The sequence below is a fragment of the Actinokineospora diospyrosa genome (assembly GCF_024171925.1).
GTDB classification, from domain to species: domain Bacteria; phylum Actinomycetota; class Actinomycetes; order Mycobacteriales; family Pseudonocardiaceae; genus Actinokineospora; species Actinokineospora diospyrosa.
Window position 1 is genome coordinate 179,276 of sequence record NZ_JAMTCO010000018.1, and the last position, 25,346, is coordinate 204,621.

General features: G+C 70.7%; 24 protein-coding genes. 6 read left to right on the forward strand and 18 right to left on the reverse strand.

What is annotated here, in order from left to right; all coding sequences use genetic code 11:
• The first annotated feature begins 115 nt into the window (after nt 1-115).
• Nucleotides 116-1,657, forward strand: coding sequence for a sodium:solute symporter (locus LV75_RS31540; protein WP_253891006.1), 1,542 nt, complete (start codon nt 116-118; stop codon nt 1,655-1,657).
• On the opposite strand, the gene LV75_RS31545 is transcribed toward LV75_RS31540, so the two are convergent.
• Both LV75_RS31545 and LV75_RS31550 read right to left on the reverse strand, forming a co-directional pair.
• Complete coding sequence (locus LV75_RS31545; protein WP_253891007.1) at nt 1,654-3,078, reverse strand: FAD-binding protein; 1,425 nt, start codon at nt 3,076-3,078, stop codon at nt 1,654-1,656. The genes LV75_RS31540 and LV75_RS31545 overlap by 4 nt on opposite strands.
• A gap of 52 nt (nt 3,079-3,130) precedes the next feature.
• Nucleotides 3,131-4,048, reverse strand: coding sequence for a GNAT family N-acetyltransferase (locus LV75_RS31550; protein ID WP_253891008.1), 918 nt, complete (start codon nt 4,046-4,048; stop codon nt 3,131-3,133).
• Between the two features lie 342 nt (nt 4,049-4,390).
• Between LV75_RS31550 and LV75_RS31555 the strand changes: the two genes are divergently transcribed.
• On the forward strand, nt 4,391-4,891 hold the full coding sequence (locus LV75_RS31555) for a hypothetical protein (protein ID WP_253891009.1): 501 nt from the start codon (nt 4,391-4,393) through the stop codon (nt 4,889-4,891).
• A gap of 103 nt (nt 4,892-4,994) precedes the next feature.
• Here LV75_RS31555 and smc read toward each other — a convergent pair whose 3' ends face one another.
• The 5 genes from smc to LV75_RS31580 form a co-directional block, all read right to left on the reverse strand.
• Nucleotides 4,995-8,798 carry a chromosome segregation protein SMC gene (gene smc / locus LV75_RS31560; RefSeq protein WP_253891010.1) on the reverse strand — a complete coding sequence of 1,268 codons (3,804 nt, stop codon included), beginning with the start codon at nt 8,796-8,798 and terminating at the stop codon, nt 4,995-4,997.
• A 227-nt stretch (nt 8,799-9,025) separates the two neighbouring features.
• Entirely contained in the window at nt 9,026-9,766 is a 741-nt protein-coding gene (locus LV75_RS31565) for an anti-sigma factor family protein (protein WP_253891011.1), read from the reverse strand.
• Entirely contained in the window at nt 9,763-10,278 is a 516-nt protein-coding gene (locus tag LV75_RS31570) for a sigma-70 family RNA polymerase sigma factor (protein WP_253891012.1), read from the reverse strand. Before LV75_RS31570 ends, LV75_RS31565 begins: the two co-directional genes overlap by 4 nt.
• Before the next feature lie 52 nt (nt 10,279-10,330).
• Nucleotides 10,331-10,615: an acylphosphatase gene (locus tag LV75_RS31575; RefSeq protein WP_253891013.1), complete on the reverse strand. Its 285-nt coding sequence runs from the start codon at nt 10,613-10,615 to the stop codon at nt 10,331-10,333.
• Nucleotides 10,616-10,663: 48 nt separating this feature from the next.
• Nucleotides 10,664-12,169 carry an alkaline phosphatase family protein gene (locus tag LV75_RS31580; protein WP_253891014.1) on the reverse strand — a complete coding sequence of 502 codons (1,506 nt, stop codon included), beginning with the start codon at nt 12,167-12,169 and terminating at the stop codon, nt 10,664-10,666.
• A gap of 216 nt (nt 12,170-12,385) precedes the next feature.
• Between LV75_RS31580 and LV75_RS31585 the strand changes: the two genes are divergently transcribed.
• The gene (locus LV75_RS31585) at nt 12,386-12,868 is read left to right on the forward strand and encodes a hypothetical protein (protein WP_253891015.1); all 483 of its coding nucleotides are present in this window, start codon (nt 12,386-12,388) and stop codon (nt 12,866-12,868) included.
• Between the two features lie 62 nt (nt 12,869-12,930).
• Nucleotides 12,931-13,674: a CAP domain-containing protein gene (locus tag LV75_RS31590; protein WP_253891016.1), complete on the forward strand. Its 744-nt coding sequence runs from the start codon at nt 12,931-12,933 to the stop codon at nt 13,672-13,674.
• Nucleotides 13,675-13,731: 57 nt separating this feature from the next.
• Here the strand turns inward: LV75_RS31590 and LV75_RS31595 are convergent, their stop codons facing one another.
• The 9 genes from LV75_RS31595 to LV75_RS31635 all read right to left on the reverse strand — a co-directional run bounded on the left by LV75_RS31595 (nt 13,732) and on the right by LV75_RS31635 (nt 20,381).
• A complete protein-coding gene (locus LV75_RS31595) occupies nt 13,732-14,412 on the reverse strand; it encodes a response regulator (RefSeq protein ID WP_253891017.1) in 681 nt (226 codons plus the stop codon).
• 126 nt (nt 14,413-14,538) lie between these two features.
• The gene (locus tag LV75_RS31600; protein WP_253891018.1) at nt 14,539-15,747 is read right to left on the reverse strand and encodes an HAAS signaling domain-containing protein; all 1,209 of its coding nucleotides are present in this window, start codon (nt 15,745-15,747) and stop codon (nt 14,539-14,541) included.
• Entirely contained in the window at nt 15,744-16,073 is a 330-nt protein-coding gene (locus tag LV75_RS31605; protein WP_253891019.1) for a PadR family transcriptional regulator, read from the reverse strand. The genes LV75_RS31600 and LV75_RS31605 overlap by 4 nt, the downstream gene beginning before the upstream one ends.
• A gap of 467 nt (nt 16,074-16,540) precedes the next feature.
• Nucleotides 16,541-17,395, reverse strand: coding sequence for a bifunctional DNA-formamidopyrimidine glycosylase/DNA-(apurinic or apyrimidinic site) lyase (gene mutM / locus LV75_RS31610; RefSeq protein WP_253891020.1), 855 nt, complete (start codon nt 17,393-17,395; stop codon nt 16,541-16,543).
• Nucleotides 17,388-18,140 carry a ribonuclease III gene (gene rnc, locus LV75_RS31615; RefSeq protein ID WP_253891021.1) on the reverse strand — a complete coding sequence of 251 codons (753 nt, stop codon included), beginning with the start codon at nt 18,138-18,140 and terminating at the stop codon, nt 17,388-17,390. Before rnc ends, mutM begins: the two co-directional genes overlap by 8 nt.
• 24 nt (nt 18,141-18,164) lie before the next feature.
• Nucleotides 18,165-18,347 (reverse strand): 50S ribosomal protein L32, encoded by a 183-nt coding sequence (rpmF, locus tag LV75_RS31620; RefSeq protein WP_253891022.1) that lies wholly within the window; start codon nt 18,345-18,347, stop codon nt 18,165-18,167.
• Nucleotides 18,348-18,396: 49 nt separating this feature from the next.
• Nucleotides 18,397-18,975, reverse strand: a complete 579-nt coding sequence (locus tag LV75_RS31625; RefSeq protein ID WP_253891039.1) for a YceD family protein — start codon at nt 18,973-18,975, stop codon at nt 18,397-18,399.
• A 128-nt stretch (nt 18,976-19,103) separates the two neighbouring features.
• Nucleotides 19,104-19,823 carry a DivIVA domain-containing protein gene (locus tag LV75_RS31630; RefSeq protein WP_253891023.1) on the reverse strand — a complete coding sequence of 240 codons (720 nt, stop codon included), beginning with the start codon at nt 19,821-19,823 and terminating at the stop codon, nt 19,104-19,106.
• 138 nt (nt 19,824-19,961) lie between these two features.
• Nucleotides 19,962-20,381, reverse strand: a complete 420-nt coding sequence (locus LV75_RS31635) for a guanyl-specific ribonuclease (protein ID WP_253891024.1) — start codon at nt 20,379-20,381, stop codon at nt 19,962-19,964.
• A gap of 72 nt (nt 20,382-20,453) precedes the next feature.
• Here LV75_RS31635 and LV75_RS31640 point away from each other — a divergent pair, with 72 nt between their 5' ends.
• On the forward strand, nt 20,454-20,894 hold the full coding sequence (locus LV75_RS31640; protein ID WP_253891040.1) for a GNAT family N-acetyltransferase: 441 nt from the start codon (nt 20,454-20,456) through the stop codon (nt 20,892-20,894).
• A 161-nt stretch (nt 20,895-21,055) separates the two neighbouring features.
• Here LV75_RS31640 and coaD read toward each other — a convergent pair whose 3' ends face one another.
• On the reverse strand, nt 21,056-21,550 hold the full coding sequence (gene coaD, locus LV75_RS31645) for a pantetheine-phosphate adenylyltransferase (RefSeq protein WP_253891025.1): 495 nt from the start codon (nt 21,548-21,550) through the stop codon (nt 21,056-21,058).
• Between the two features lie 52 nt (nt 21,551-21,602).
• Nucleotides 21,603-22,160, reverse strand: coding sequence for a 16S rRNA (guanine(966)-N(2))-methyltransferase RsmD (gene rsmD, locus LV75_RS31650; RefSeq protein ID WP_253891026.1), 558 nt, complete (start codon nt 22,158-22,160; stop codon nt 21,603-21,605).
• Between the two features lie 210 nt (nt 22,161-22,370).
• On the opposite strand from rsmD, the gene LV75_RS31655 reads away from it, so the two are divergent.
• Nucleotides 22,371-24,458, forward strand: a complete 2,088-nt coding sequence (locus tag LV75_RS31655) for a HelD family protein (protein ID WP_253891027.1) — start codon at nt 22,371-22,373, stop codon at nt 24,456-24,458.
• The last annotated feature ends 888 nt before the right edge of the window (nt 24,459-25,346 follow it).

The following is a 25,346-nucleotide window of genomic DNA, read 5'->3' on the forward strand; positions in this document are numbered from 1 at the left end:
CATCCCGGGTCCGCGCGGTGCCCGACACCGGCCGGGGGTGGGCCGGTCATGGTCCAATAAGTCCTCGGCGACCTTGTGCCCCACCCCGTACCCCAACCCGGCGGGAGTCGTTTCCGTGCGCGTGCTCGATCTCGCGATCATCGTGGTGTTCCTGGTCGGCATGCCGCTGCTGGGGGTGCTCATCGGCGGCAAGCAGCGCTCGGCGAAGGACTACTTCGTCGGCGACGGGAAGATCTCCTGGTGGGTGGCCTGCCTGTCGGTGGTGTCGGCAGAGACGTCCACGCTGACCGTCCTGAGCGTGCCGACCGTGGCCTACCTCGGGGCGTTCACCTACCTGCAACTGGCGATCGGTTATGTCATCGGCCGAACGGTGGTCGCCTTCGTCCTCTTGCCGCGCTACGTCGCCGGGAACATGACCACCGCTTACAACTACCTGGGGCAACGGTTCGGGGGTGGGTTGCAGGCGACGGCGTCGGTGACGTTCCTGCTCACCCGGCTGCTCGCCGACGGCGTGCGCCTCTTCGCGACGGCCATCCCGGTGAAGGTGGTGCTGGCGGCGTATGGAGTGGACGCCGCCTATTGGCAGATCACCGCGGTGCTAGGTGTGGCGATGGTGGCCTACACGTTCTTCGGCGGGGTCCGCGCGGTCGTGTGGGTCGATGCCATCCAGATGCTCTGGTACGTCCTGGGCGGTGCAGCCGTGATCTGGGTCTTGTCGACACGGCTGCCGGACGGGTGGTTCGGCGCGGCGGTCGACGCGGGCAAGACCCAGCTGTTCGACCTCAGCTCCGCGCCGTTGAGCAACCCCTACGCGGCCGTCACCGCGGTCCTGGGCGGGGCGGTGCTGTCGATGGCCTCGCACGGCGCCGACCAGCTCGTCGTGCAGCGGCTCATGGCCTGCAACGACGTGCGGGCCAGCCAGAAGGCGCTGATCGCCAGCGGTGTCGTGGTGTTCCTGCAGTTCGGGATGTTCCTGCTCATCGGCACCATGCTGTGGTCGTTCTACCGGGGGTTGGACCCGGTCTCGGGGCTGGGGTTGACCGCACCGGACGAGCTGTTCGCCTCGTTCGTGGTGACCGAACTGCCCAGCGGCCTGTCCGGCTTCGTGATCGCGGGCATCCTCGCCGCCGCGTTGAGCTCGTCGTTGGGCGCGCTGGCCTCCTCCACGGTCTCCGACATCCACCAGCGCGTGGTGCGCCGGGAGGTGACCGACGCCGAGAAGCTGAAGCTGGGTCGGCTGTGGACGGTGGTGTGGGCGGGTGCCCTCATCGTGTTCGCGTCGCTGTTCACCACGACCAAGAACCCGATCGTCGAGACCGCGCTGGCCATCACCGGGTACACCTACGGCGCCCTGCTCGGCGCGTTCGTGCTCGGGCTGGTGGCCAAGCGGGCGCGGCAGGCCGACGCGATCGCCGCGTTCCTGGTGACGGTGGCGGTGATGGCGTTCGTGATCCTCGCGCTGAGGTTCAGCAAGTCGACCGGGGTGTTCCTCGGCGTGGACTTCACCAAGCCGGGCAAGGACTCGGTGGCGCTGGCGTTCCCCTGGTACACGCCGCTGGGGGTGGCGGTGACGCTGTTCGTGGGCGGATTGCTCTCCCTGCGCCACCGCACACATAGCCCTACCGAGAGCAACCCGACCGAGAACAAGCCTGCTTAGAAGATGCCTTGCTCCGGGGCCAAGATGCCGCGAGGGTCGAACCTGGCCTTCAAGCGGCGCACGCGGCTATAGGTGGCGCCGTAGTGGCGCTGCCAGTCCCCTGGTCGGCTCGGGATAGAGCCAATCGGGTACTGAGTGCCGCCGACCGCCAGTGCCCGCTCATAGGCGGAACGGTTATCGGCCAACAACTTCTGAACCACGGCCTGGTCCGGCGGGGCTACCACGCGCAGGATGGACAAGAGGAACACGACAGGGCTATCGGGAAGCGACACCATCGGCCGGGTGATTCGCTTGCTGGCGAACGGGTACAGCAAGATCGGGCCGCCGCCGGTGTCCGCTGGCGTGAGCTTCGCGAGCAGACTCTCGACGTAAGAGTCGGTGACACGGTCCGGCAGGAACAGGTTGAGCCAAGGGTTGGGGAACTTAAGAGGGCGCAACTGCTCGACGACCGCGTAGACCCTGTTGAGCCAGTCGAAGTACGGCATCGGCGTGATCTCGGTCTTGGCGGCCTTGGGTAAACCGCGTAAGACGGCGTTGTCGTCGGGCGTGCTCGCGGAGTGGTAGATGCCGCCCTCCAGCAGGTAGCCCCAACCGCTGCCGGTCCAGGCAACCTGACCCTCCAGGTAGTCGAACCGACCATCGGCCAGCGCGATCCGCTGCGCGGCGGTCATGGACCGCAGGTCCGGGTAGCTGAGGTGGTAGATCCGGGCGGTTGTGGGGGCCTGGACCAGCCGCAGGGTCGCCCGCACGATCACCGCGTACTGGCCGAGGCCACCGAGCACGGCCTCGAACAGGTCCCGTTCGACGGTCGGCGAACACCGGACGAGCTTCCCCTCGCCGGTCACGACCTCCAGTTCCCGCACCGTGTCGACGAGCATCCCGTGGTGCGAGGTGGCACCACCGACACCGCCGACCGACAGCGTGCCGCCCACCGACAGTCCCAGGTAGTCGGTCGCGACCGGTGGCACCAACCCGGCAGCCAGCGCCGCCTTGGTGACCTCCAGCCACGTGGCGCCCGCGTCCACCACCGCGCCCGCCGCCGAGACCCGGTGCACCGCCGCGAGCGTCCGCGAGTCGATGACCACACCGGCCGGTGCCTGCGCCTGCCCGTACGTCGAGTGCCCCTGCCCGCGCACGGCGACCGGGATCCGGTGCTCGGCGGCGAACCGCACCACCTTCAGCACGTCGGTCACCGATCCCGGCCGCAGCACCGCGCGGGGGCGGCGGTGCGCGATCTGGCCGTAGTCGTCGGCGGCCTCGGCCAGCGCGGCCGCGTCGGTGACCAGCTCACCGTCGAGGTGCGGCACCGGGATCCCGGCGGCACCGGCGTCGGCCTGGGCCTGGGTGACCCAGCCCAGGCCCAGCGCGTCGAACGCGACGACCGCGGCACCGAGGGTGAGGACCTGACGGCGGTTGGGCATGCGGCTCTCCTCGCCAGAGATGATCAACAACCGGCGCCACGATAACCGCCGATCACCGCAGCCGGTAGGCGACCAGTTCCAGGTGGAGGGTGAACCCGAGCGCGGTGAACATCCGCTCGGAGGCGTCGTTGCCCAGCGCGATCACCGCCGCGGCCTGGCACCGCACACCCTGCTCGGCTGCCAGGGTGCGCAGCAGCGCCCGCACCAGCGACCGGCCCGCGCCCGCGTCGCGCATGTTGGGGTCGACGGCGACGTAGTCCACGTACAGCTCCTCTTGCTGCACAAACCCTGCCGCGTAGCCGATAACGCCATCAGCGCCGGTTAGCACTACCACTGTGTGGCCGCGGGTTCCGGCGACCACCTGCTCACCGCTCGCGCTGCGGTTGGGAAAACATCGCTCGTGCAGATCGACGACCTGCGCTCGAGTAGCGGGGTCGCCGTTGAGCTTGCGCGGGCCAACGGTGTCCTCGGCCGCACTGATGAGGACCGACCGCAGCGCGGCACCGGTCAGGGTGAACACCCGGCTAGCGGCGCCTGCGGCGAACCCGTGCCTGGCGGCGAAGTCGCCTAGCAGCCGGTTGAGCCGGTGCCCGTAGAGCTCGAGGTCGGTGATCCCGGCGAGCAGCGGTGAGCCGGTGGCCAGGTCGAGCAGGTCGTCGGCGGTGTTGTGCCAGACCTGGCGGGCAGCCGGGTGCCCGGCGGGGACGTCGACGAACGGCCCGTACAGCCAGGCCCTGCCCTGCTCGGGGTCCGCCTCGACGCTGAGCAGGGCGCGCACCGCGCCGTGCCCGTCCACGCCGACGACCGCGCCGGTGGCCCAGTCGGGGGTCAGCCGGGTCAGCTCCTCGGCGACCTCCTCCCCGGTGGTGCCGTGGTAGCCGACGTGGTGGCCGGGGTCGGCCTGCAGCCGGGTCACCAGCTCGACCGCGGCGGGTAGGTCCGCCTCAGTGGCGGCGCGTATCGAATACATGGTCGAAATCGTGAACGCCGCACACGCCCCGGCGCGACCGGATTACCGACGGCGCGGGCCCGCCGAGCGGTGTCCACGATCCGGGACGGGCACCGCACCGCTCCATGTGGACGGTCCGGCTGCGCACGGCGACCACGTCGCCGCAGGCAGTGACCGTGCCCAGCGCGTCGGCACCGATCGGCGACCACCGGTGGCCCGGATGGGCGCGTTCGTCGACCCGAGACGGTCCCGTTATTTGCGAAACGATCGGATCAGCCCATACTTTGTGCGATCCTCACCGCGACCCGCACGTGCGCGCGGGTTTGCGCTACCCCAGAGATCTCCCCAGGAAGGCCCCAGCCGATGGCTAACTTCGACCCCAAGCGCGTCACCCCGATCGAGTGGGCGGGTATCGGCGCTGGCGCGCTGGCGTTCATCTTCAGCTTCTTCTCGTGGTACTCGGTGAGCTACGACGGCCCGAGCGGGCTCGGCTTCGGCTTCAACCAGTCGGCGAGCGCGTGGAGCCTGGGCATCGGCGGCTGGCTGCCCGTGCTGCTGCTCGTCGCCGCCGCGGTGATCCTGCTGCTGCCGCACTTCGGGACCGCGGTGCCGAACCTGGTCACCATCTGGCTCGGCCTCGCCGCCGGTGCCGTGGTGATCCTGCTCATCCGCTGGCTGACCCTGCCCAGCGCCTCGAGCTACGGCGTCGGTGACGACAACTTCTCCGCGGGCGCGGGCTTCGGCCTCTACCTCGGTCTGCTCGCGGCGATCGCCTCCGCGGTGGGCGCGGGCTTGGCGTTCGCCAACACCCGCAAGGTCGTCCCGCCGCAGGCTCCCCCGGCCCCGGGTTACCCGGCCGCCTGAGCCAAGACGGACCAAAGCCCCGGCCGCACCCCCAGCGGCCGGGGCTTTCCTTTGTCCACAGGGAGGTCCAGGCGGGATTTGTCCGGCTGGGACGCTCGGGCTCTTACTCCGCCGGAGCGGATTCCGACTCAGCGGGCGCGAGCTCGGTAGCCCCAACAGTCCCTTCAGGCTCAACCGCCTCTTTGGACTCAAGATTGGCTTCGGGGGCGGCAGGCTCAACAGCCTCGGGTGCATCCGCCTCGACCGGGGCGGGCGCGGCCGGGATGGACTCCACCGCCGGTGCAGCCGCGGCTGCCGGGATGGCGACCGAGGGGACCTCCGCCCGGGCGGAGCGCTGGATGCGCTGGGAGATGACCTGGGTGATGCCGTCGCCGCGCATGCTCACCCCGTAGAGCGCGTCGGCGATCTCCATGGTCGGCTTCTGGTGGGTGATGATGATCAGCTGCGAGCTGGCCCGCAGCTGCTCGAGCAGGCCGATCAGCCGCCGCATGTTGGTGTCGTCGAGCGCGGCCTCGACCTCGTCCATCACGTAGAACGGCGAGGGCCGGGCGCGGAAGATGGCGACCAGCATGGCCACCGCGACCAGGGACTTCTCCCCGCCGGAGAGCAGCGACAGGCGCTTGACCTTCTTGCCGGGCGGGCGGGCCTCGACGTCGACGCCGGTGCTGAGCATGTCCTCGGGCTCGGTGAGGATCATCCGCCCCTCGCCGCCGGGGAACAGCACGTTGAACACGGTGATGAACTCGCGCGCCACGTCCTCGTAGGCCGAGGCGAAAACCTCGAGGATCTTGTCGTCGACCTCCTTGATGACCGTCAGCAGGTCGCGCCGGGTCGCCTTGAGGTCCTCCAGCTGGGTGGAGAGGAACTTGTAGCGCTCCTCCAGCGCGGCGAACTCCTCCAGCGCCAGCGGGTTGACCTTGCCGAGCAGCGACAGGTCGCGCTCGGCGCGCTTGGCCCGCCGCGCCTGGGTTTCGCGGTCGTACGGGGTCGACGCGGGCATGGTCACTTCTTCGCCGCGCTCTTTGGCTGCCTCGTACTCGGCGAGCTCGCCGGGGCTCGGCGGCACGGGGACCTGCGGGCCGTACTCGGCGACCAAGTCCTCCAAGCCGATGCCGAACGTCTCGGCGATCTTGGTCTCCAGCTGCTCCAGCCGCAGCCGCTGCTCGGCGCGCAGCACCTCGTCGCGGTGCACTGCGTCGGTCAGCTTCTCCAGCTCGGTGCTCAGCTCGCGGACCTTGCCGCGCACCTCGGCGAGCACCCGCTCGCGTTCGGCGCGCTGGGCCTGGATCGCGTCGCGCTCCTGCGCGGAGCGGCCGAGGGACTCGGCGATGCGGCGCAGGGCCAGCTCACCGCCGTCGACGACGGCCTCGGCGATGGTGGCACCGCGCTTGCGCGAGGCCAGCGCCCGGGCGGAGCGCTCACGGGCCTCGCGCTCGGCGCGCGCGGCGCGGCGCAACTGGTCGGCCTTGCCCTGCAGCGCGCGGTGGCGCTCCTCGGAGGTGCGCAGGGTCAGCCTGCTCTCCATCTCCTCCTGCCGGGCGGTGGCGAGCGCGGCGGTGAACTCGTCGCGCTCGGCGGAGTCCGGCTCGTCGTCGACGGCCTGCTCCTGCTCGACCACGGCGAGCCGCTCCTCCAGCTCGGCGAGCCGGGTGAGGGCGTCGGCGCGGGCCTGCTCGACCTTGGCGCGCTGGCCGCGGGTGCGCTCGGCCTCGGCCTCGGCGGAGCGCACGGCCGCGCGCAGCCGGTTGAGGCGCTCGGCGGAGCGGGCGGCGCGGACCTTGCCCTCGTTGAGGGCCTCCTTGACCGCGTCGACCTCGGTGCGCCGGGACTGCTGCTCGGCGCGGGCGCCCTCCAGGGCGGCGGAGGCCTGCTCGGCGGCGCGCTCGGCCGCCGAGAGCTTGGCGTTCGCCTCGTCCACGGCCGCTTGGACCTCGATGACGCTGCGGGCCTTCTCGGACCCGCCGACCGCCCAATGGGCGCCGAGGACATCGCCCTCGCTGGTCACCGCGCGCACCGCGGGGTGCAGCGCGACCAAGTCCTTGGCCTGGTCGAGGCCGTCGACCACGGCCATCCGGTCGAGGGCGCGGTGCACGGCGGGCACCAGGGCGTCGGGGGCGCGCACGAGGTCGACCGCCCAGCGGGCGCCCGGGGGCAGCGCGGGCCAGGTCGAGCGGTCCAGGGGGGTGTCCGGGCCGCCGATGAGCATCCCGGCCCGCCCGGCGTCGCCGGTGCGCAGCAGCCGCAGGGCGTCGAGGGCACCGTCGGGGTCGGCGACGGCGACGGCGTCGGCGACCGGACCCAGCGCGGCGGCCAGCGCGGCCTCGGCACCGGGTTCAACGGTCAACAGCGCGGCGACCGACCCGAGCAGTCCCGGCAGGCGGCCGGAGGCGGCGAGCAGCGCGCCCGCCCCGTCCTTGCGGGACAGGCCCAGGGAGAGCGCGTCGACCCGGGCCCGCCAGGACGCGATGTCCTTCTCCGCCTGGCGTTCGGACCGGACCAGTTCCTCGACCCGGGCGCGGGCCGCGTCCAGGGAGGAGTTGGCCTGGCTGTTGCGCTCGGCGAGGGTGGCGTCGTCGGTGTCCTCGACACCGGTCTCCTCCTGGGCGACCGCCAGTTCCTCGGCGGCGATCTCGGCGCGCTCACTGGCCTCGCCGAGGGTGTAGGACAGGCGTTCGATCTCCTCGTCGGTGGCGCCCGCCTTGCTGCGGAACGCCTCGACCTGCCCGGCGAGGCGGGCGAGCCCCTCGCGGCGGTCGGCGATGGCGCGGACGGCGGCCATGTGCGCCTTCTCGGCCGCCTGCACCATCCGCTCCAGCTCGGCGCGCCGCTCGGTCGACTCGGCCAAGGTGTAGCGGGCTTCGGCGACGGCCTCGAACAGTTCGGCCTCGCGCATCGCGGTGTGCTCGGCCTCTTCTTCCAACTCTTCCGGGTCGCGACCGCCGCGCGGTGCGTCTACCGCGGCCGACAGGTGCCGGGCTCGCTCGACAGCGAGCCGGACAGTGCCGCGTAGTCGCTCCTCTAGCGCGGAAAGCCGGTACCAAGTCTCTTGAGCAGCAGCGAGCTTCGGCTGGTCGACGGCGAGGTTGTCCTCAAGCTCGGTCTGCCGCGCCTGCCCGATCTCCAGCGCTTGCTCTACCTCGGCCCTCTTGCGTCGCGCGGTGCTCTCGTCTGCCTCTTCGCGGGCAAGGTCGCCGCGCTGGGTGACGAGGTCGTCGGCGAACAGGCGCAGCCGGGAGTCACGCAGCTCGGACTGCACGGTCTGCGCCTTGCGCGCGATCTCGGCCTGCTTGCCCAGCGGCTTGAGCTGGCGGCGCAGCTCGGCGGTGAGGTCGTTGAGCCGGGTCAGGTTGGCCTGCATCGCGTCGAGCTTGCGAATGGCCTTCTCTTTGCGCTTGCGGTGTTTGAGGACGCCTGCGGCCTCCTCGATGAACGCGCGGCGCTCCTCCGGCTTGGACTCCAGGATCGCCGCCAGCTGGCCCTGCCCGACGATGACGTGCATCTCGCGGCCGATACCGGAGTCCGACAGCAGTTCCTGGACGTCCATCAGGCGGCAGCCCTGGCCGTTGATCTCGTACTCGCTGGCGCCGTCGCGGAACATCCGGCGGGTGATCGACACCTCGGCGTAGTCGATGGGCAGCGCGCCGTCGGCGTTATCGATGGTGAGGGTCACCTCGGCGCGGCCAAGAGGGGCGCGACCGGAGGTCCCCGCGAAGATGACGTCTTCCATCTTGCCGCCGCGCAGACCCTTGGCGCTGCCCTCACCCATCACCCAGCGCAACGCGTCGAGCACGTTGGACTTACCGGAGCCGTTAGGGCCGACGACGCAGGTGATGCCCGGCTCGAACTTGAGCGTTGTCGCCGAGGCGAAGGACTTGAACCCCTTCAGCGTCAGGCTCTTGAGGTGCACGAGGCGGGACCCTTCAGGTGAGGCTCCGCTGGGACAGGAGCCGCCGTCATCCGAGCGAGACTACCCGTGCCGGATGGCCGTTCCGGGGAGGCGGGGCCCACAAGGCCGGGCGGTCTTCCCGTCACCGCTGGTCAGCGCGGTGCGGGTGTCCGGGCGGTGCGAGGTGTCGGGTGCGTCAGCGGTGTCCGAACCGCGGCGTCCGAACAGCGGTGTCCGAACAGCGGGGATCAGGACGGTGCCGGGATGTCGACGAGCACGATGTCGTCGTCGGTCATGACCTGGACCCGGGAGATCCTGGTCAGGTTGATCGACGTGCTGCCCGGGATCGACTCGCCCTCGCCGTAGCTGGTCGCCCACCAGCCCGCGACCTCCGGGTAGCCGTCGCGGCCGCGGACCACCAGCTTGCACGGCTTGCCCGGCGGCACGTCGTGCAGGCGGATCTTGACCTCGGTGCCCCAGGCGCGGTCGGTGAGGTCGATGTCGGCGCGGACCCCGCTGGCCGGGTCGGTCGCCGACCAGCTGACCATCACCGGCTGCGGGCCCTCCTTCTCGTGCAGCCGCTCGTAGACCAGCACGCCGCCCACCGAGAGCGCGACCACCACGGCCGCGGCAGCGGCCATGAGGGCCCACCTGCGCGCCCGCCGGGACATGTCGATCTCCGGGACCGCGGTCGCGACCGGGGCCGGGGCGGGCACCGGGGCGGGTGGCTCCGCGTCGAGCGGGTCGTCGTCGTACCAGCTGGGCGGGTCGACCTGGTCGACCGCGCGCAGGTCGGCGGGCACCTCGGGGGTGTCCTCGAAGTCCGCGGCGGAGATGCGGTGCAGCAGACCGGGCAGCGGGGCCAGCCGGACCAGCTCGCGGCGGCAGTCCGCGCACCCGGCGGCGTGCACCTCGAACGCGGAGCGCTCCGCGGGGTCGAGGGCGCCGAGCAGGTAGGCCCCCAGCGAGAAGGTGTGCGAACAGGTCACAGCTCCGTCACCCCCCGCTCCTCGAGCGCGTCGCGCAGGGCGCGCAGGGCGTAGAACGACCGGGACTTGACCGTGCCCGCCGGGACGCCGAGCACCTTGGCCGCCTCGGCGACGGTGCGGCGGCGGTAGAACAGCTCGGCGATCACCGCGCGGTGGTCGTGGGAGAGCGCGCGCATGGCCTCCGCCACCTGCCAGCCCTGCAGGACCTGCTCGAACTCGTCGCCCGCGCGCGGCCAGTCGGCACCGTCGATGGGCACCTCGGCGACCCGCGCGCTCTGCCTGCGGTAGCCGGAGATCACCAGGTTCTTAGCGACGGTGTAGAGCCAGGGCCCGGCCTTGTCGGCCTCGAGCGACCCGGCGTGGCGCCATGCCCGCAACAGTGTCTCCTGCACGACATCCTCGGCGCGCTGGTGGTCTCCGCCGACCGCGCGCAGCACGTAGCCGAGCAGCGGTCGCCGGTATCGGCTGTAGAGCTCTCGGACGAACTCGTCGTCCTGCCCCGGGCTCCCCACGTTCAGGGCTTACGCCTCCCGGTGCCGGTTGGTTCACTGTGGACCCGGTCACTCAACGTTCGAGAAACCCGCTCAGGTTCCCCTTGGCCGGATCCCACCGCTCGACGACCGAGACGACGGTGCCCGGGGTCTGCCCCGAGCGCAGCGCGTCGAGCAGCGCGTCGCACCGCTCGCGCGGCCCCTCGGCGACCACCTCGACCCGCCCGTCGTCGGTGTTGCGGGCCCAGCCGAGCAGCCCGAGGCGCAACGCCTGCGAGCGCGTCCACCAGCGGAAACCCACACCCTGGACGTGCCCGCGGACGAACGCGGTGAGCCGAGTCCCCGACACGGGTCCCATGATCGCACGTGTTGTCGCGGGGACCCGTGCCGGAGATCACGCTGCCGGTCAGGCGGTGCCGAAGGTGGGCGCGTCGACCGCCCAGTACCAGTTGTTGGCGCCGTTGCTCAGCCGCCAGGTGACCTTCGCGGACTGCGCCCCGGCGGGCACAGCGACCGAGAGCGCCTCGATCTTCGCGATGGCGTCACCGGTGTAGGTCAGCGCGGTCTTGGCGGCGCCACCGTCGAAGGACACCGTCACAGTGGCGGTCTCGTTGCCTTCCTTGCGGTAGTGCGAACTGAAGCCGATCTTGAGGGTGGCCTTACCCGAGACGGTGACCGCGGGCGAGGTCAGCGCACTGTTGAAGGCGCCGGAGGTGGCCTTGTCCGACCACTCGTCCGAGTCGGCGACGGCGAACACGCCTCGAGCGCGGACGTTGTTCTCGCGGCTCTGCCCCGTCTCGGTCCGGGTCCAGAAGTCGTCGGTGGCGAAGGACCAGCCGCGCCACTCAGCCATCCCGCCGGTGCCCATCGCGGAGTTGTCGATGATCCAGCCGGACGGGGTCGTCTTGGTCCAACCGCGCACCGAGGTGGGAATACCGGTTTCGTCTACGCGTGTTTGCAGCGAGCCGATAAGACCGTCGAAGGGGTCGCCGGTAGCGGTACCCAGCACTCGACCGTCGAGCGCAGCGGGGATGGCGACACCAAGCAGGGACAGCACGGTGGGGGCCACATCGACGTTCTTAGGCGCGATGGCAGGAGTGCCCGGGGTGGTGCCAGGGCCGTTGCGGATGATGAACGAAGCGCGCTCCGGCGGGGTAAGACCGCCGTGGCCACCGGCGTCGGTGTGGCCGTGGTCGGCCGAGACCAGGATGGTCCAGTCCTCGTTGGGGTAGGTCGCCCGGGCCCGGATGGTGTCGACGAACTGCTTGACCCGCTGGTCGGTCGCCGCGATGGCGTTGAGGTAGCAGGTGGTCGCGGCACCGCAGTTGTGCCCGGCGGCGTCGACGTCGTCGAGGACCACGAAGCTCGCGTCCGGGCCGACGTCGCGCAGCCGCGCCACGGTCTGGGTCGTGGTGTCGGTGTCGTTGGCGCCGTTGGCGCGCGCGTCGACCGCGCCGGAGAAGATCGCCTTGCCCGCCGAGTCGTTGACCAGCGGGTCCCAGGTCGCCGCGGCGAAGGTCGACAGCGCCGGGCGGGCCGACTCGATCCGGGTCAGGAAGTCCGGGTAGGTCGCCAGGTTGGTGGAACTCCCCCAGCTGTTGCTGAGCACGCGGTGCTTGTCTGGCCAAGTTCCGGTGGCCAGGGTGGCCCAGCCCGGGCCGGACAGGGTGGGCGCGAAGGGGTTGTCGTAGAGCACCGTCTTGCTCGACGAGCCGGTGGCGATCAGGCTGTCCAGGGTGGGGGCGTCGGCCGGGGCGATCCGGTCGAACAGCAGTCCGTCGATGCCGATGACCAGGACTTTCGGCGTCTTGGCCGCCGCGTGGGCCGCGGTCGCGGTGAGCGCGGGGACGAGCAGCGCCCCGGCAGCGACAGCCAGGGACGCGAACAGGGCGGGGAGTCGGTTTCGCCGCAAGGGTTCCTCCAAGGACTGGGGTCCGGCGAGTACGGCGACAGGGTCCTGTACAGACAAGTCATCGACAACGCACCGCGGTCGTTCGGCGACCGAACGGTGGGTGAACAGCTGTCGCGGGCCGCCGATCGCGTGGCCGGCCGCACCGGCTCCCCGGGCGGGTGATAGCTTGCCGCGCCGTGACCCGCCTTGCCGACGGGTCAGGGAGGTAGGACCCGCATGTCCGAGCCAGCCGACGATGATTTCGACGACTTCGAGGACTCTGCAGCCGACGACCGATCCGGTCTGCGCCGCTCCCCCTACGCCGTGCTCGGCGTCGCCGGGGTCGTGAGCGCGACCGTGTTCGCCGCCGTGGCCGCGTTCGCCGCCGGGGACGGTGAGGACGCCCAGTCCCCCGGTACCGAGGTGACGGTCAACCAGACGACGACCACGACCACCACCACGACGACGACAACCGAGGCGACGACCACGGACGTCACGACGACGACGGACGCCACCACCACGGAGTCGACCACCACGACGACCGAGGCGGAGCCGACGACGACCACGACCACCACCAAGCGGCCGAACCGGCCGACCACGACCACGACGGTCCGGCCGCCGAACAGCCCGACGACGGTGCCGACGGTCCCGACCTCGGACCCGACGACCACCACCACGACCACCACAACGCCGCCGCCCACGACGACGACCACCACGTAAATCTCGGTACAACGAGTAACCGAGGGTGGCGATATCACCCGTTAGTGGTACGTTGCCAAACCGTGACACGACGACGCCGCCACGGCGGTCGACGGTTCGGTGTGGTGTCCGCCGTGCTCGTAGCCTTGGCGATTGGCGCGGGCACGGCTGGGATCACCACGGTGATGACAGCCCCCAGCGTGGGTGACGGCACGATCGGCACCCCCGATCAGGCGTCCCTCGACCGTGAGATGACCATGGTCGACGGGGCCACCGCGGGCTCGACCGCGGCCGCCCCGACCAGCACCTCGACAACGCTGTCCTCGGCGAGCACGACACCGACCACAACGACGACGACCACCACCTCGGCCCCGGTCACCACGACCACCACCACGGTCAAGCCGACGACCACGACGCCGAAGCCGACCACGACCACCGCGAAGCCACCGCCGGTGGACTCGTCGGTCGCCGGGCAGGTCCTGACGATCACCAACGAGGAGCGCGCCAAGGCGGGCTGCTCGCCGGTGGCGCTCGACTCGCGGCTCAACCAGGCCGCGCAGGACCACAGCGCGGACATGTCGGCGCAGAACTACTTCTCGCACACCAGCCTCGACGGCCGCACGTTCGTCGACCGGGCGAAGGCCGCCGGGTACACCAGCCCGGGCGCGGAGAACATCGCCAAGGGGCAGCGGACGGCCGCCCAGGTGATGACCGCGTGGATGAACTCCGCGGGCCACCGCGCCAACATCCTCAACTGCGGCCTCAAGACCATGGGGCTGGGCTTTGTGCAGAACGGGTACTACTGGACTCAGATGTTTGGTTGGTAAGGCGAGCTCGGTTGGGCGAGCTCGGTTGGTAGGGCGCGCTCGGTGATGGGTGCCGGGTCAGGGTTCGAACCGGTAGCCCATGCCCGCCTCGGTGATCAGGTGCCGTGGGCGGGCGGGCTCCGGTTCGAGTTTCCGGCGCAACTGGGCCACGTACACCCGTAGGTAGTGGGTTTCGTTGGCGTAGGCGGGACCCCAGACCTCTTGTAGCAACTGCTTCTGCGCCACCAACCGGCCCCTGTTGCGCGCCAACAGTTCCAAGATGCCCCACTCGGTCGGGGTCAGGTGTACATCGGCGCCCTCGCGTCGGACCTTCTTCGCCGCAAGGTCCACGGTGAAGGATGCCGTCTCCACCAAGGCCTCTTCCGTTGCGGAGGAGGTGGTCCCACGGCGCACGGCAGCGCGGAGGCGGGCAAGGAGTTCATCCATGCCGAACGGCTTGGTGACGTAGTCGTCGGCGCCAGCGTCCAACGCCTTGACCTTGTCGGTGGAGTCTCCGCGCGCGGAAAGAACGATGATGGGGACCGTGCTCCAGCCTCTTAGGCCTTCGATGACTTCCGCCCCGTCGATGTCCGGTAGGCCTAGGTCGAGCACGATGACATCCGGCTTGCTTTCCGCTGCCGCGCGTAGGGCGGCCGCACCGTCGTGAGCGGTGTGGACCTCGTAGCCGCGCGCCGTGAGGTTGATGCGCAGTGCGCGGACGATCTGGGGTTCGTCGTCGACTACGAGCACTGTGGTCACGGCAGCTCCAGATCAGGGCGGTCCCGTGCATCCTCGCACCACGCAGGCGGTCCGGCCGCAAGGAAGCATGCTCCTCTTACGGCCGGACCTGTTGGCGCCCTGCGCAACCTTGACGGCATCTTGACGCTATGGCGTAGGCGTCACCGTTGTCGGAACGCTGGGCGCGGGAGTTGACGTCAACGGAGGTGTCGCCGCCGTGGTGGTCGGCGCGGTTGCCGGTGACGTCGCCGATGCCGTGGTCGTCGGTGGGGTGCTCGCCGACGCACCGGGCGAGATCGGCCGCGTGGGCACCGACGGCGTGCGGTCGGTCGCTCCAGGCGGCAGCGGCACGAACGGTATTCCGGACTCCACCACGCAGGTGCGGTTCCGGTACTCGATGCGCGGCAACGGGAACCTGTTGTCGAAGTTCCGCTCGTTGCCCCTGTCTTCGCAGTACTCGCCGTAGAGCTTGAGCGGTGTCCCGTCTTCGTCATAGAGGTAGAACTGCGGGATCGCGTTGCCCTCTTCGTCTACCGCGTAGACGTTGTTGACGTAGGAACCGTTGTAGTACAGGCCACTAGGGCTGTACGGGTAACCGTTGCTCTCCCGGGTGCTGGCGCTGATGCCAAATGCCAGCAGCGCGATCGCCACCCCCGCGAGGAAAGCGTTTGCCACCACCACGACCGGCAACAGCCGCCGGTCGTCGCGCGAGCGCGGCCCCGCCCAGGACACCAGCGCCACCACGGTGAGCACCACGAGCGCGCTCTCCGCCTGGCCCGCCATCAGGGTCACCACGAGCAGCAGCACCCGGACCAGCCACCACGCGGGGCGCAGCGACCGCAGGTAGGCGACCGCGCGGGGCGGCAGCTTGTCCAGGAGGGCGAGCGCGCCCCGGTTCGCGAACCGGTACGAGCCGAGGGCCTCGACGTCGCTGGGGCGGACCCGGTCGGTGAACAGCAGCATCAGCGCGGGGATCGCGAAGACCACGCACAACCCCAGCACGGCGAACTTGCCGCTGCCGCCGCTCAGGGCCACCAGCCCGGAGCCGAGCGCGACCACGATCGACACCACGGTGACCAGCAGGGTGTACCTGGCCGCCCACAAGGCGGACCCGCCGGTCGGACCGGGCGGTGGGTACCCGCCCGCCGCCCGCAGCTCGGCCGCGTACGCCTCCGGTGTGCCCAACCGGCCGATGACCCCGTCGAGATCACCCGTCTCGGTGAACACCTCGGTGACGTGCGGCTCCACGTCCTCCATCACCTCGGCCAACTCGTCGGCGGGCAGGTCAGCCAACGCCGTCCGCACCCGGCCGAGGTACTCGGCCAACCCAGGCCGTGCCTTCGTCTCGGCGCTCACGCCGCGGCCTCCTTCGTCAGAATCCCGTCCATCGCCTCGGCGAACGCGCGCCAGGCGCGCTCCGAGTCGACCAACCGCTCCCGCCCGGCGTCGTTGACGCCGTAGTACTTGCGGTGCGGCCCCTCGTCACTGGGGACCACGTAAGAGGTGAGCAGCCCCGCCCGGTACAGCCGCCGCAACGTCCCGTACACGGAGGCGTCCCCGACCTCCTCCAACCCCCCACCCCGAAGCCGCCGCAACACGTCGTACCCGTACCCGTCCTCATCCCGCAGGACGGCGAGTACGGCGAGGTCCAGCACTCCCTTGAGCAACTGGCTGGTATCCATGCGCACCCTCCCACTATCGCGCTGTGGACACTATTGCGCATAGCGCACTACCGCGCAAGCCACACCCCCCTCCTCTGCCTTGCTCACCCCACGCCCCACGCCCCACGCCCCACGCCCCACGCCCCACGCCCCACGCCCCACGCCCCGAAGCGTGTACCCACCGCCCGCCCGCATTCCCACCCGGCCGACTAAACCCATTCCCCCGCGGCCACACCCCACCATTCCCGAATAGCCGCACATTCCCGCGACCGTTCACCAACGGCACAATTCCCACTCTTGACAATCCCGCCGCCCGCGCCCTAAAAATGGGCAGACCCCCACCCTCCCGGGGGGCGGCCCCGCACCCAGATTACGCCGTTTGGAGCAGCGAAACAAGTGGGTCGCGGGAACTGTGGACAGCCGAAGGGGTTGTGGATAACCCAGAGAAGCACCTGGTCAGGCCTCAGAAAGGCGGCCAAAGGCAGGAGTTACGCAGGCCGCGGCTGACAGCGCGGACAAGAGAAAGAAGACCGGTTCATAAAAGGTTCGCGAATAATCGCGCGTCCGCAGCGCTGACAAGGCAATCCCTCTTGCCCATAAGCGTGCAGCGACCGGTCGAAATAGCCGGATTGGCCGTTGATGTTCACGTACAAGGCGTCAAAGGACGTGCCGCCCACGGCTAGTGCGGCGTTCATCACCGCGGTGGCGGCGTCGATCAGCTCGCCGGTCTTGCGGGCCGACAGGCCGTCGGTGGGGCGGGCCCAGTGCAGCCGGGTGAGCCAGAGGGCCTCGTCGGCGTAGATGTTGCCGATGCCGGAGACCAGGGTCTGGTCGAGCAGGGCCCGCTTGACCTCGGTGCGGCGGCGGCGCAGGGCGGCCACGGCGGCGGTGCGGTCGAAGTCGGGGTCCATCGGGTCGCGGGCGATGTGCGCGACCGGCGCGGGCAGCGCGACGCCGTCGACCTCGACGACCTCTTCGACGGACAGGCCGCCGAAGGTGCGCTGGTCGACGAAGCGGAGTTCGGGGCCGTCGTCGGCGAAGGACAGCCGGACCCGCAGGTGCTTCTCGTCCGGCGCGCCGGGGGGCTGGACCAGCATCTGGCCGCTCATCCCCAGGTGCGCCAGCACGGCCTCACCGGAGCTGAGGTCGACCCACAGGTACTTGCCCCTGCGCCGGGCGGCGACGAGCTCGCGGCCCGCGATGCGCCCGGCGAAGTCGACCGCGCCGGGCAGGTGGCGGCGGATGGCGCGCGGGTGCGACACCTCGACCCGGGACACCACCCGACCGGCCACGTGGTCCTGCAGGCCGCGCCGGACGACCTCCACCTCTGGGAGCTCAGGCACCGTCGCCGTCGGCCGCGTCGCCGTTGACGTTCTTCTCCGACAGCTCGCGCCACGCCGCCTCGGCGGCCTTCTGCTCGGCTTCCTTCTTGGTCCGCCCGTCGCCGTTGCCGTAGCCCTGGCCGTTGACCACGACGATCGCGGTGAACTCCTTGCGGTGGTCGGGGCCCTCCTCGCGGACCCGGTACTCCGGCACGCCGAGCCCGGCCGAGGCGGTGAGCTCCTGGAGGCTGGTCTTCCAGTCCAGGCCCGCCCCGCGCAGGGGCGCCTCGGTCAGCAGCGGGTCGAAGTGGCGGTGCACCACCTCGCGCGCGGTGTCGATGCCGTGCTGCAGGTAGACGGCGCCGATGACCGCCTCCATGCCGTCGGCGAGGATGCTGGCCTTGTCGCGGCCCCCGGTCAGTTCTTCGCCCTTGCCCAACAGCAGGTGCGAGCCGAGGCCGCCGTCACCCAGCCCCCGTGCCACGCCAGCGAGCGCGTGCATGTTGACCACGCTGGCGCGCAGCTTGGCCAACTGCCCCTCTGGCAGGTCGGGGTGGGTGCGGTAAAGGTGGTCGGTGACCACGAGTCCGAGCACGGCGTCGCCGAGGAACTCCAGCCGCTCGTTGGGCGGCAGCCCGCCGTTCTCGTATGCGTAAGAACGGTGTGTCAAGGCGAGCACGAGCAGCTCGGCGTCCAAGCGGACGCCGAGCGCGTCGAGCAGCGTTTCCGGGTCCGCTCGCGGACCCCGGGACGCTTTACCCCCCATGCCGTGGTTCTGCTTCCGCCGGGGTTACGCGGGCTGCGTGACCTGGCGACCGTTGTACTGGCCACAGGTCGGGCAGGCGATGTGCTGCGGCTTGGGGGCGCGGCACGCCTTGTTCGAGCAGTTCACCAGGGACACCGCAGTGGTCTTCCACTGCGAGCGGCGCGCCCGGGTGTTCGAACGCGACATCTTCCGCTTGGGGACGGCCACGACTGACTCTCCTCTGACAAGTGCGTTGAACGGGATCTGCTGGGTGGGGCTAGTGCCCCTGATCCTGTTGGAACCGCCCTTGCAGCGCGGCCCACCGAGGGTCAATGGTCTCATGCCGGTGATCCGGGCCGAGATCGGCCCACTTGCCGCCGCACCCGGGGCAGAGCCCAGGGCAGTCCTCGGCGCACAGCGGGACGTGCGGCACGGCGAGCACGACCGCGTCGCGCACCACCGGTTCCAGGTCGAGCCGGTCGTCGACGAGCCTGCTGACCTCGTCTTCGTCGGTCGTCTCGTCGGTCGCGCCACCCGGGTAGGCGAACAACTCGGTGACGTGCACCGACACCTCGTCGGTCAGCGGGTCCAGGCAGCGCGAGCACTCCCCGGCCAGCGGCCCGCTCGCGGTCCCGGTCACCAGGACGCCCTCGACCACCGACTCCAGCAGCACGTCCAACTCGACCTCGGCGCCCACCGGGACGCCGATGACGCCCTCGAGGCCGAGGACGTAGTTGGCGGTCGCGGTGCGGCGCACCGGACGGCTCGACCCGGGGCGCCTGCCCAGCTCGCGGGTATCGATGACCCACGGGCTGTTGTGCGCCTGCCTGGCGGAGCTCTTGCGGTTCGCGGACATGGCGGTTCGGGTCAGCACCTTCGACACGGGGGTACGGGCGGTCTTCCTGCATGAGGCTGTTCACCCGGCGCACAGCGGTGCCGGGTACAGCCCCAACAGGGTACGCGATGGTGGTGACGAGGCGGAAATCAGCCGCCGTCGTAGTCGTAGGGCACCGCGGCGGACATGCTCATCGGGCCGCGCAGGTGCGAGCGGCCCTTGCCGACGGTGCGCAGCGTGTGGGTGAGCAGGTCCTCGAACTCGGCGAGCTTGCCGTCGACGTAGGCGTCGCACTCGGCGCGCTGGCGGGCGGCCTCCTCGGCGGTGGCGTCGAGCACCCGGGCCGACTCGGCGTGCGCGGCCTGCACGACCTCGGTCTGCGAGACGAGCCTGCCCTGCTCGAAGCGGCCCTCCTCGACGGCGCGCTCGTAGGACTCGCGGCCCGCCTGCAGCATCCGGTCGGCCTCGGCCTGCGAGCGGCCGACCAGGCTCTCGTACTCGGCGCGACCCGCGGCCACGGCGCGGTCGGCCTCGTCGCGGGCGTCGGCCACCATCCGGTCGGCGTGCGCGCTCGCCTCGGCGATGAGCGCCTCGGCCTGGGCGCGGGCCTGCGCGACGGCGTTCTCGGCCTCCATCGTGGCCTTGCTCAGCGCCTGCTCGGCCAGGTGCTCGGCGCCGCCGACGATCTCGTCCTTGCGGTCGAGCACGTCCTGGGCGTCGTCGACCTCCGCGGGCAGCGCGTCGCGGATCTCGTCGAGCAGCTCGAGGACGTCGCCGCGGGGCACCACGCAGCCGGAGGTCATCGGCAGTCCCCTGGCCTCCTCCACGATGGTGACCAGTTCATCGATGGCCTCGAAGACCTTGTACACGACTCCTCCTCCGCCGGTCGCCGTCCGGGCACGACAGGCCCCCGTGCGGAGATTCTGCCCGCTCGGCGGCGACCCTCGGGGGAGGTGGCCGCCGGGCGTGTCCCAGCGGCCCTACCGGTTTCTCGGCCCTGCCAGTTCCTAGAAGGTGATCAGCCGGAACGAGGCGTAGTGGTCGGAGGTGTAGAAGTACTCACCGCCGTTGCCGGTGACGATGCGGCGGGCGCCACGGGTGGAGGACCCGGGGGTCTTGACGGTGTACTCGCGGTAGTAGCCGGTGGCGCAGCTGGGCAGGATCCGCTCCCGGTTCTGGAAGACGGTGCCGTCCTGCGGATAGGGGAAGGGGCCGCCGGACCGGATGAGGCGGTAGGTGTCGTTGGCCTGCGAAGGCAGGCTGGACAGCGGGACCCGGGTGTAAGAGGACGTGTTGCCGCACGCGGGCTGGGCCGCGCTGGCGGCAGCAGCGGCCGGGGCGGTGGCGGTCACTACGCCGAACAGGCCGAGCGTCGCCAGGACGAGGGCGAGCAAGGTCTTTGCGGGTCGCACAGCGAGGTTGCTCATTCACGGAACGTAACTCGATCAGGTGAGCTCCGGCTGTCGGTGGCGTGAACCGGACTGTGGCAGGCTGTGAACGTGCTGATCCGCCCCGCCACCGCCGAGGACGTGCAGGCCATCGTGGCGATGCTGGCCGACGACCCGCTCGGCGCGGCGCGCGAGCAGCCCGGGGACCCGCGCTACGACGAGGCGTTCGCCGAGATCGCGGCCGACGAGCGGCAGCTGCTGGTCGTCGCCGAGGTCGACGGCGCCGTGGTGGGCACGCTGCAGCTGACCTTCACCCCGGGGCTGTCCCGGGTGGGCGCCACCCGGGCCACGATCGAGGGCGTGCGCGTGCACTCGGCGCAGCGGGGCAGCGGACTGGGGCAGGCGTTGATCGAGTGGGCCGTGGAGGAATCGCGCGAGCGCGGCGCGATCCTGGTGCAACTGACCACCGACGTGTCCCGCAAGGACGCGCACCGCTTCTACGAGCGGCTCGGCTTCGTCGCCAGCCACATCGGCATGAAGCTCCCGCTCTAGGCGCTGTCCGGCAAGTCAGGCACGCGCTATCCGCGCCCGCGCGGCCCCTGACCGCACGGGCGGAAAGCCCAAGTACAACCCGGTACGTGCGGCTTACCGCCCGCGCACCCAGCAACCACGCGGATCACCGATCCCACGCACCAGTACCCACCGGACAGCGCCTAGGCGCTGTCCCCGCGGTTCTCGGCGAGGCGGGCCAGCAGTCGCTTGTGCACGTTGGGCGGCAGCAGGTGCGCGACGTCGCCGCCGTAGGTGGCCACCTCCTTGACCAGGGAGCTGGACAGGAAGCTGTTGAGCGGCTTGGTGGGCATGAACATGGTCTCCACGCCGGTGAGGCCCTGGTTCATCTGGGCCATCTGCAGCTCGTAGTCGAAGTCGCTGACCGCGCGCAGGCCCTTGACGATGGCCTGGACGTCGTGCTGCGCGCAGTAGTCCACCAGCAGGCCGTGCCAGGAGTCGACCCGCACGTTGGGCAGGTGCGCGGCGGTCTCGGCCAGCAGCGCCAGCCGCTCGTCGACGGTGAACAGCCCGCGCTTGGTCTTGTTGATCATGACGGCGACCACGACCTCGTCGAACAGGGCGGCGGCCCGCTCGATGATGTCCAGGTGGCCGTTGGTTGGCGGGTCGTAGGAGCCCGGGCAGACCGCGCGCGTCATGATCCGGACCGTAGCAGCAGGACGGGCCCGCGACCGGGCGCTGTCGCGGCGCTCACGCGGGCTGGTGCGACGCCCAGTGCACTGTGGTCTCGCCGTAGCGGCGCGAGCGGGTAGGGGCCAGCGCGGAAGGCCACCTGGGGTCACCCGACCGTGTGGACCGCTCCACCACGACTGTGGCATCCGGGCTGAGCCAGCCCACCGTGAGCGCGGTGAGCACGCCAGCCAGCTCGTCGTCGTCGAGTGCGTAGGGCGGGTCGGCGAACACGAGGTCGTAGGGCGCGGTGGGCGGGCTGACCAGAACGCGGTCCACCCGGGAGGCGCGGATGTCGACTCCGGGCAGGGCGACGGTCTCGGCGTTGCGGCGCAGCACGGCGACCGCGGTTCGGTCGTGCTCGACCAGCGTGACCAGGGCGGCGCCGCGCGAGAGCGCCTCGAAGCCGAGCGCGCCGGAACCGGCGTACAGGTCCAGCACCCGGGCACCGTCGAGGTCGACGGCGGCCTCCAGCGCGCTGAAGAGGGCCTCCCGGACGCGGTCGGCGGTGGGGCGGGTCCCCTTGGGCGGGACGGCCAGCCTGCGCCCGCCCGCGACGCCCGCCACGATCCTGGTCACCGGGCCAATGGTGCCGGCGGTGGGGGTGACACCCCGGTATGGGGTGTGGGGCAGGGATGGCGGGTGGGTGAGGCAAAGGGACGGCGGGTGGGTGAGGCAAGGGGACGGCGGGTGGGTGAGGCACAGCACATCCACCCGGCGACCGATTCACGCGCACGCGCGAACGCGTAATCTCACTCTTCCGTCCGAAGAACACCCCGGGAGCGCTGCGTGTCGGAAACCTCTGTGAGAGAGGCCGAGATCGCGGTCGAGCAGAAGCACGTCGACATCGTTTACGCCCGTGTCGCCGAGATGCGCGCGGAGGCGGAAGCCATGCGCGTGCGGGGCGACGAACTCGCCCACGGCGCGCGCAACGAGGCCGTGTTCGAGCAGGCCGCGATGCTGTTCGAGCGGGACGTGATGGTCCGCCACGCCACCCAGATCCTGCGCACGCTCGACGCCGAGCACGAGGGCCTGGTGTTCGGCCGGTTGGACAGCACCGACGGCGAGACCCAGTACGTGGGCAGGCTCGGGGTGCGCGACGGGGACTTCGAGAACCTGGTGACCGACTGGCGCGCGCCAGCGGCGGCGGCGTTCTACCAGGCCACGGCGGAGATGCCGATGGAGGTGATCCGGCGGCGGGTGATCCGCTCGACCGGACAGTCCGTGGTCGACATCGACGACGACCTGCTGATGCCGGAGAGCAGGCAGGACTCGATGCCGGTCGTCGGCGAGGGCGCGCTGATGGCGAGCCTGACCCGGGCGCGCGGCGAGAACATGCGCGACATCGTGGCCACCATCCAGAAGGAGCAGGACGAGGCGATCCGCGCCCCGTGGCGTGGGGTCACCGAGATCACCGGCGGCCCGGGCACCGGCAAGACCGCCGTCGCGCTGCACCGGGTGGCCTACTTGCTCTACCGCGACCGGCGGCGCATGGGTGGCACCGGCGTCCTGGTTGTCGGCCCCTCCCCCGCTTTCACCTCTTACATCTCCCGCGTCCTGCCCTCGATGGGCGAGGACAACGTGGAACTGCGGTCCCTTTCCGATCTGCTCGATGGCGCCGCCGCGACCAAGGTGGACCCCGCGCCGGTGGCCGCGGTCAAGGGTTCGCTGCGCATGCGCCGTGTGCTTAAGCGCGCGATCCGCGAGGCCCCGCACGATGCCCCCACCGAACTACGGATCGTTTACCGCGGTGAGGTCCTGAAGCTCGAGGCACGCGACCTCGCCACTGTCCGCGCGGCGGTGCACAACGGCCGCCGACTGCCCAACCAGTCGCGGGTGGACGCGGCGGAGGCCCTGCTGGAAGCGCTGTGGCGCAAGGCGGACTCCTACGAGGACTTCCCGGTCAAGCGCGCGGACCTGATCACCGAACTCGGCGAGCGCATCGAGTTCCACCGGTTCGTGGTCATGTGGTGGCAGCTGGTCACCCCCGCCGACGTGCTGCGCACCCTGGCCGACCGCAGGCTGCTGGCCCGCGCCTCGGGCAGGGTGCTGACCAGGACCGAGGTCGACCTCGTCGCCGACTCCTGGGCCGAGGGCTCCGGCTGGTCGGTCGCCGACATCGCCCTGCTCGACGAACTGCGCGTCCTGCTCGGCAGGCCCCCCAAGCGCCGCCGCCGCGCCGACTTCGACCCGTTCGCCCCGGTCTCGGTCCCCAGCGGCCGCCGCCAGGACTACGACGAGTACTCCCACATCGTCATCGACGAGGCCCAGGACCTGTCCCCCATGCAGTGGCGCATGGTCGGCCGCCGGGGCAAGTACGCCAGCTGGACCGTGGTCGGCGACCCGGTGCAGAGCTCCTGGCCCGACCCCGCCGAGGCCCGCCAAGCCATGGACGCCGCCTTCGGCGGCCCCCGCACCCAACGCCGCCGCTTCGGTCTGCGGACCAACTACCGCAACTCGGCCGAGATCTTCGACCTCGCAGGCAAAGTAGTCCGCGACGTGGCCACCCCGGACCAACTCCCGCACGCCGTCCGCTCCACCGGCGTCGACCCGGTGATCCGGGTGACCACCGCCCTGACGGACGCGGCCTTCGAGGAAGCCACCCAACTGCTGTCCATTGTGGACGGCACGGTCGGCATCATCACCGCGACCAGCCGAGTGGACTCCTTCCGCGCAACAGCCGAAGCCGCAGGCGAACCCCGCCTGCGCGTGGTCGACGGCCTGGAGTCAAAGGGCCTCGAATACGACGCCGTGGTCCTGGTCGAACCAGACGAACTGGTCCACGAGTCCTCCACCGGCCCCCGCACCCTCTACGTCGCCCTGACCCGAGCCACCCAACGCCTGACCGTGGTGACCTCCAACCCCTCCTGGCCCTAACGCAATCCTCAAGACGCGGCCAGCGACCACCTTGGTGACCGCTGGCTCCACCCCAATCCCGCGCAAGATCATCTGCCGCAAGAGCCCCCGATATACAGCCTAACGAGGAAGCCCGACAGAACCAGGGCAGCGATCACGGCCTGTGGACAACAGAACCCGTTGTGGACAACCACCCGCCAGCCATCGAGTCAGCCTCTGGACACGCGGACCCAGCAGTGCCAACCCGGCTGCCGTCAGGTCCGCCCCAGCCCACTTGATCAGCCACTGGACACACGGACTCAGCGGCCCCAGGTCGGCTGCCGTCAGGTCCGCCCCAGCCCACTTGATCAGCCACTGGACACACGGACTCAGCGGCCCCAGGTCGGCTGCCGTCAGGACCCGCCCCACCCCACAGTGCTGGCCCCTGGACACACGGCCCCAGCGGTGCCAACCCGCCCCCCGTCAGGTCCGCCCCAACCACCTGATCAGCCCGTGACACTCGGACCCGGCGGTGCCAACTTCGACTGCCGTCAGGTCCGCCCCAGCCCGCCTGCTCAGCGCCTGGACACTCGGAACGGCCGGTGCCATCCCAGCCCACCCTCGCCAGCCCTGCCAACCCAACACCTGGACAGTCGGACTCGCTGGTGCCAAATGCTCGATGGGGCGGACTTGTTTTGCGTGGGGGGACAACACCCGTAGCGTTTCCACGCGGCAGGGCCTGCTTTTGGGCCCCTGCTGTGCGGACCTGCCACGGGTGTTGTAGGGGCCCTTGGTCTCCAGTGGTGAGTGCGCCGTGTGTGGGATGATCTTCGTGTCGGAGTGATCGGAGATTGTTTCTGTGCGTGGTGTTGTGTTGGGTTCGCATGATCGGGAAACGATTTCGCGTGAGTTGCGGTCGGGCCGGTCTTT

Excerpts from the sequence above, each read along its gene's own strand:
- LV75_RS31545 (WP_253891007.1), bottom strand. The coding sequence starts at position 3,078 with ATGCCCAACCGCCGTCAGGTCCTCACCCTCGGTGCCGCGGTCGTCGCG.
- LV75_RS31550 (WP_253891008.1), bottom strand. The coding sequence starts at position 4,048 with ATGTATTCGATACGCGCCGCCACTGAGGCGGACCTACCCGCCGCGGTC.
- LV75_RS31555 (WP_253891009.1), top strand. The coding sequence starts at position 4,391 with ATGGCTAACTTCGACCCCAAGCGCGTCACCCCGATCGAGTGGGCGGGT.
- LV75_RS31575 (WP_253891013.1), bottom strand. The coding sequence starts at position 10,615 with ATGGGACCCGTGTCGGGGACTCGGCTCACCGCGTTCGTCCGCGGGCAC.
- LV75_RS31585 (WP_253891015.1), top strand. The coding sequence starts at position 12,386 with ATGTCCGAGCCAGCCGACGATGATTTCGACGACTTCGAGGACTCTGCA.
- LV75_RS31605 (WP_253891019.1), bottom strand. The coding sequence starts at position 16,073 with ATGGATACCAGCCAGTTGCTCAAGGGAGTGCTGGACCTCGCCGTACTC.
- rnc (WP_253891021.1), bottom strand. The coding sequence starts at position 18,140 with ATGGGGGGTAAAGCGTCCCGGGGTCCGCGAGCGGACCCGGAAACGCTG.
- LV75_RS31625 (WP_253891039.1), bottom strand. The coding sequence starts at position 18,975 with ATGTCCGCGAACCGCAAGAGCTCCGCCAGGCAGGCGCACAACAGCCCG.
- LV75_RS31635 (WP_253891024.1), bottom strand. The coding sequence starts at position 20,381 with ATGAGCAACCTCGCTGTGCGACCCGCAAAGACCTTGCTCGCCCTCGTC.
- coaD (WP_253891025.1), bottom strand. The coding sequence starts at position 21,550 with ATGACGCGCGCGGTCTGCCCGGGCTCCTACGACCCGCCAACCAACGGC.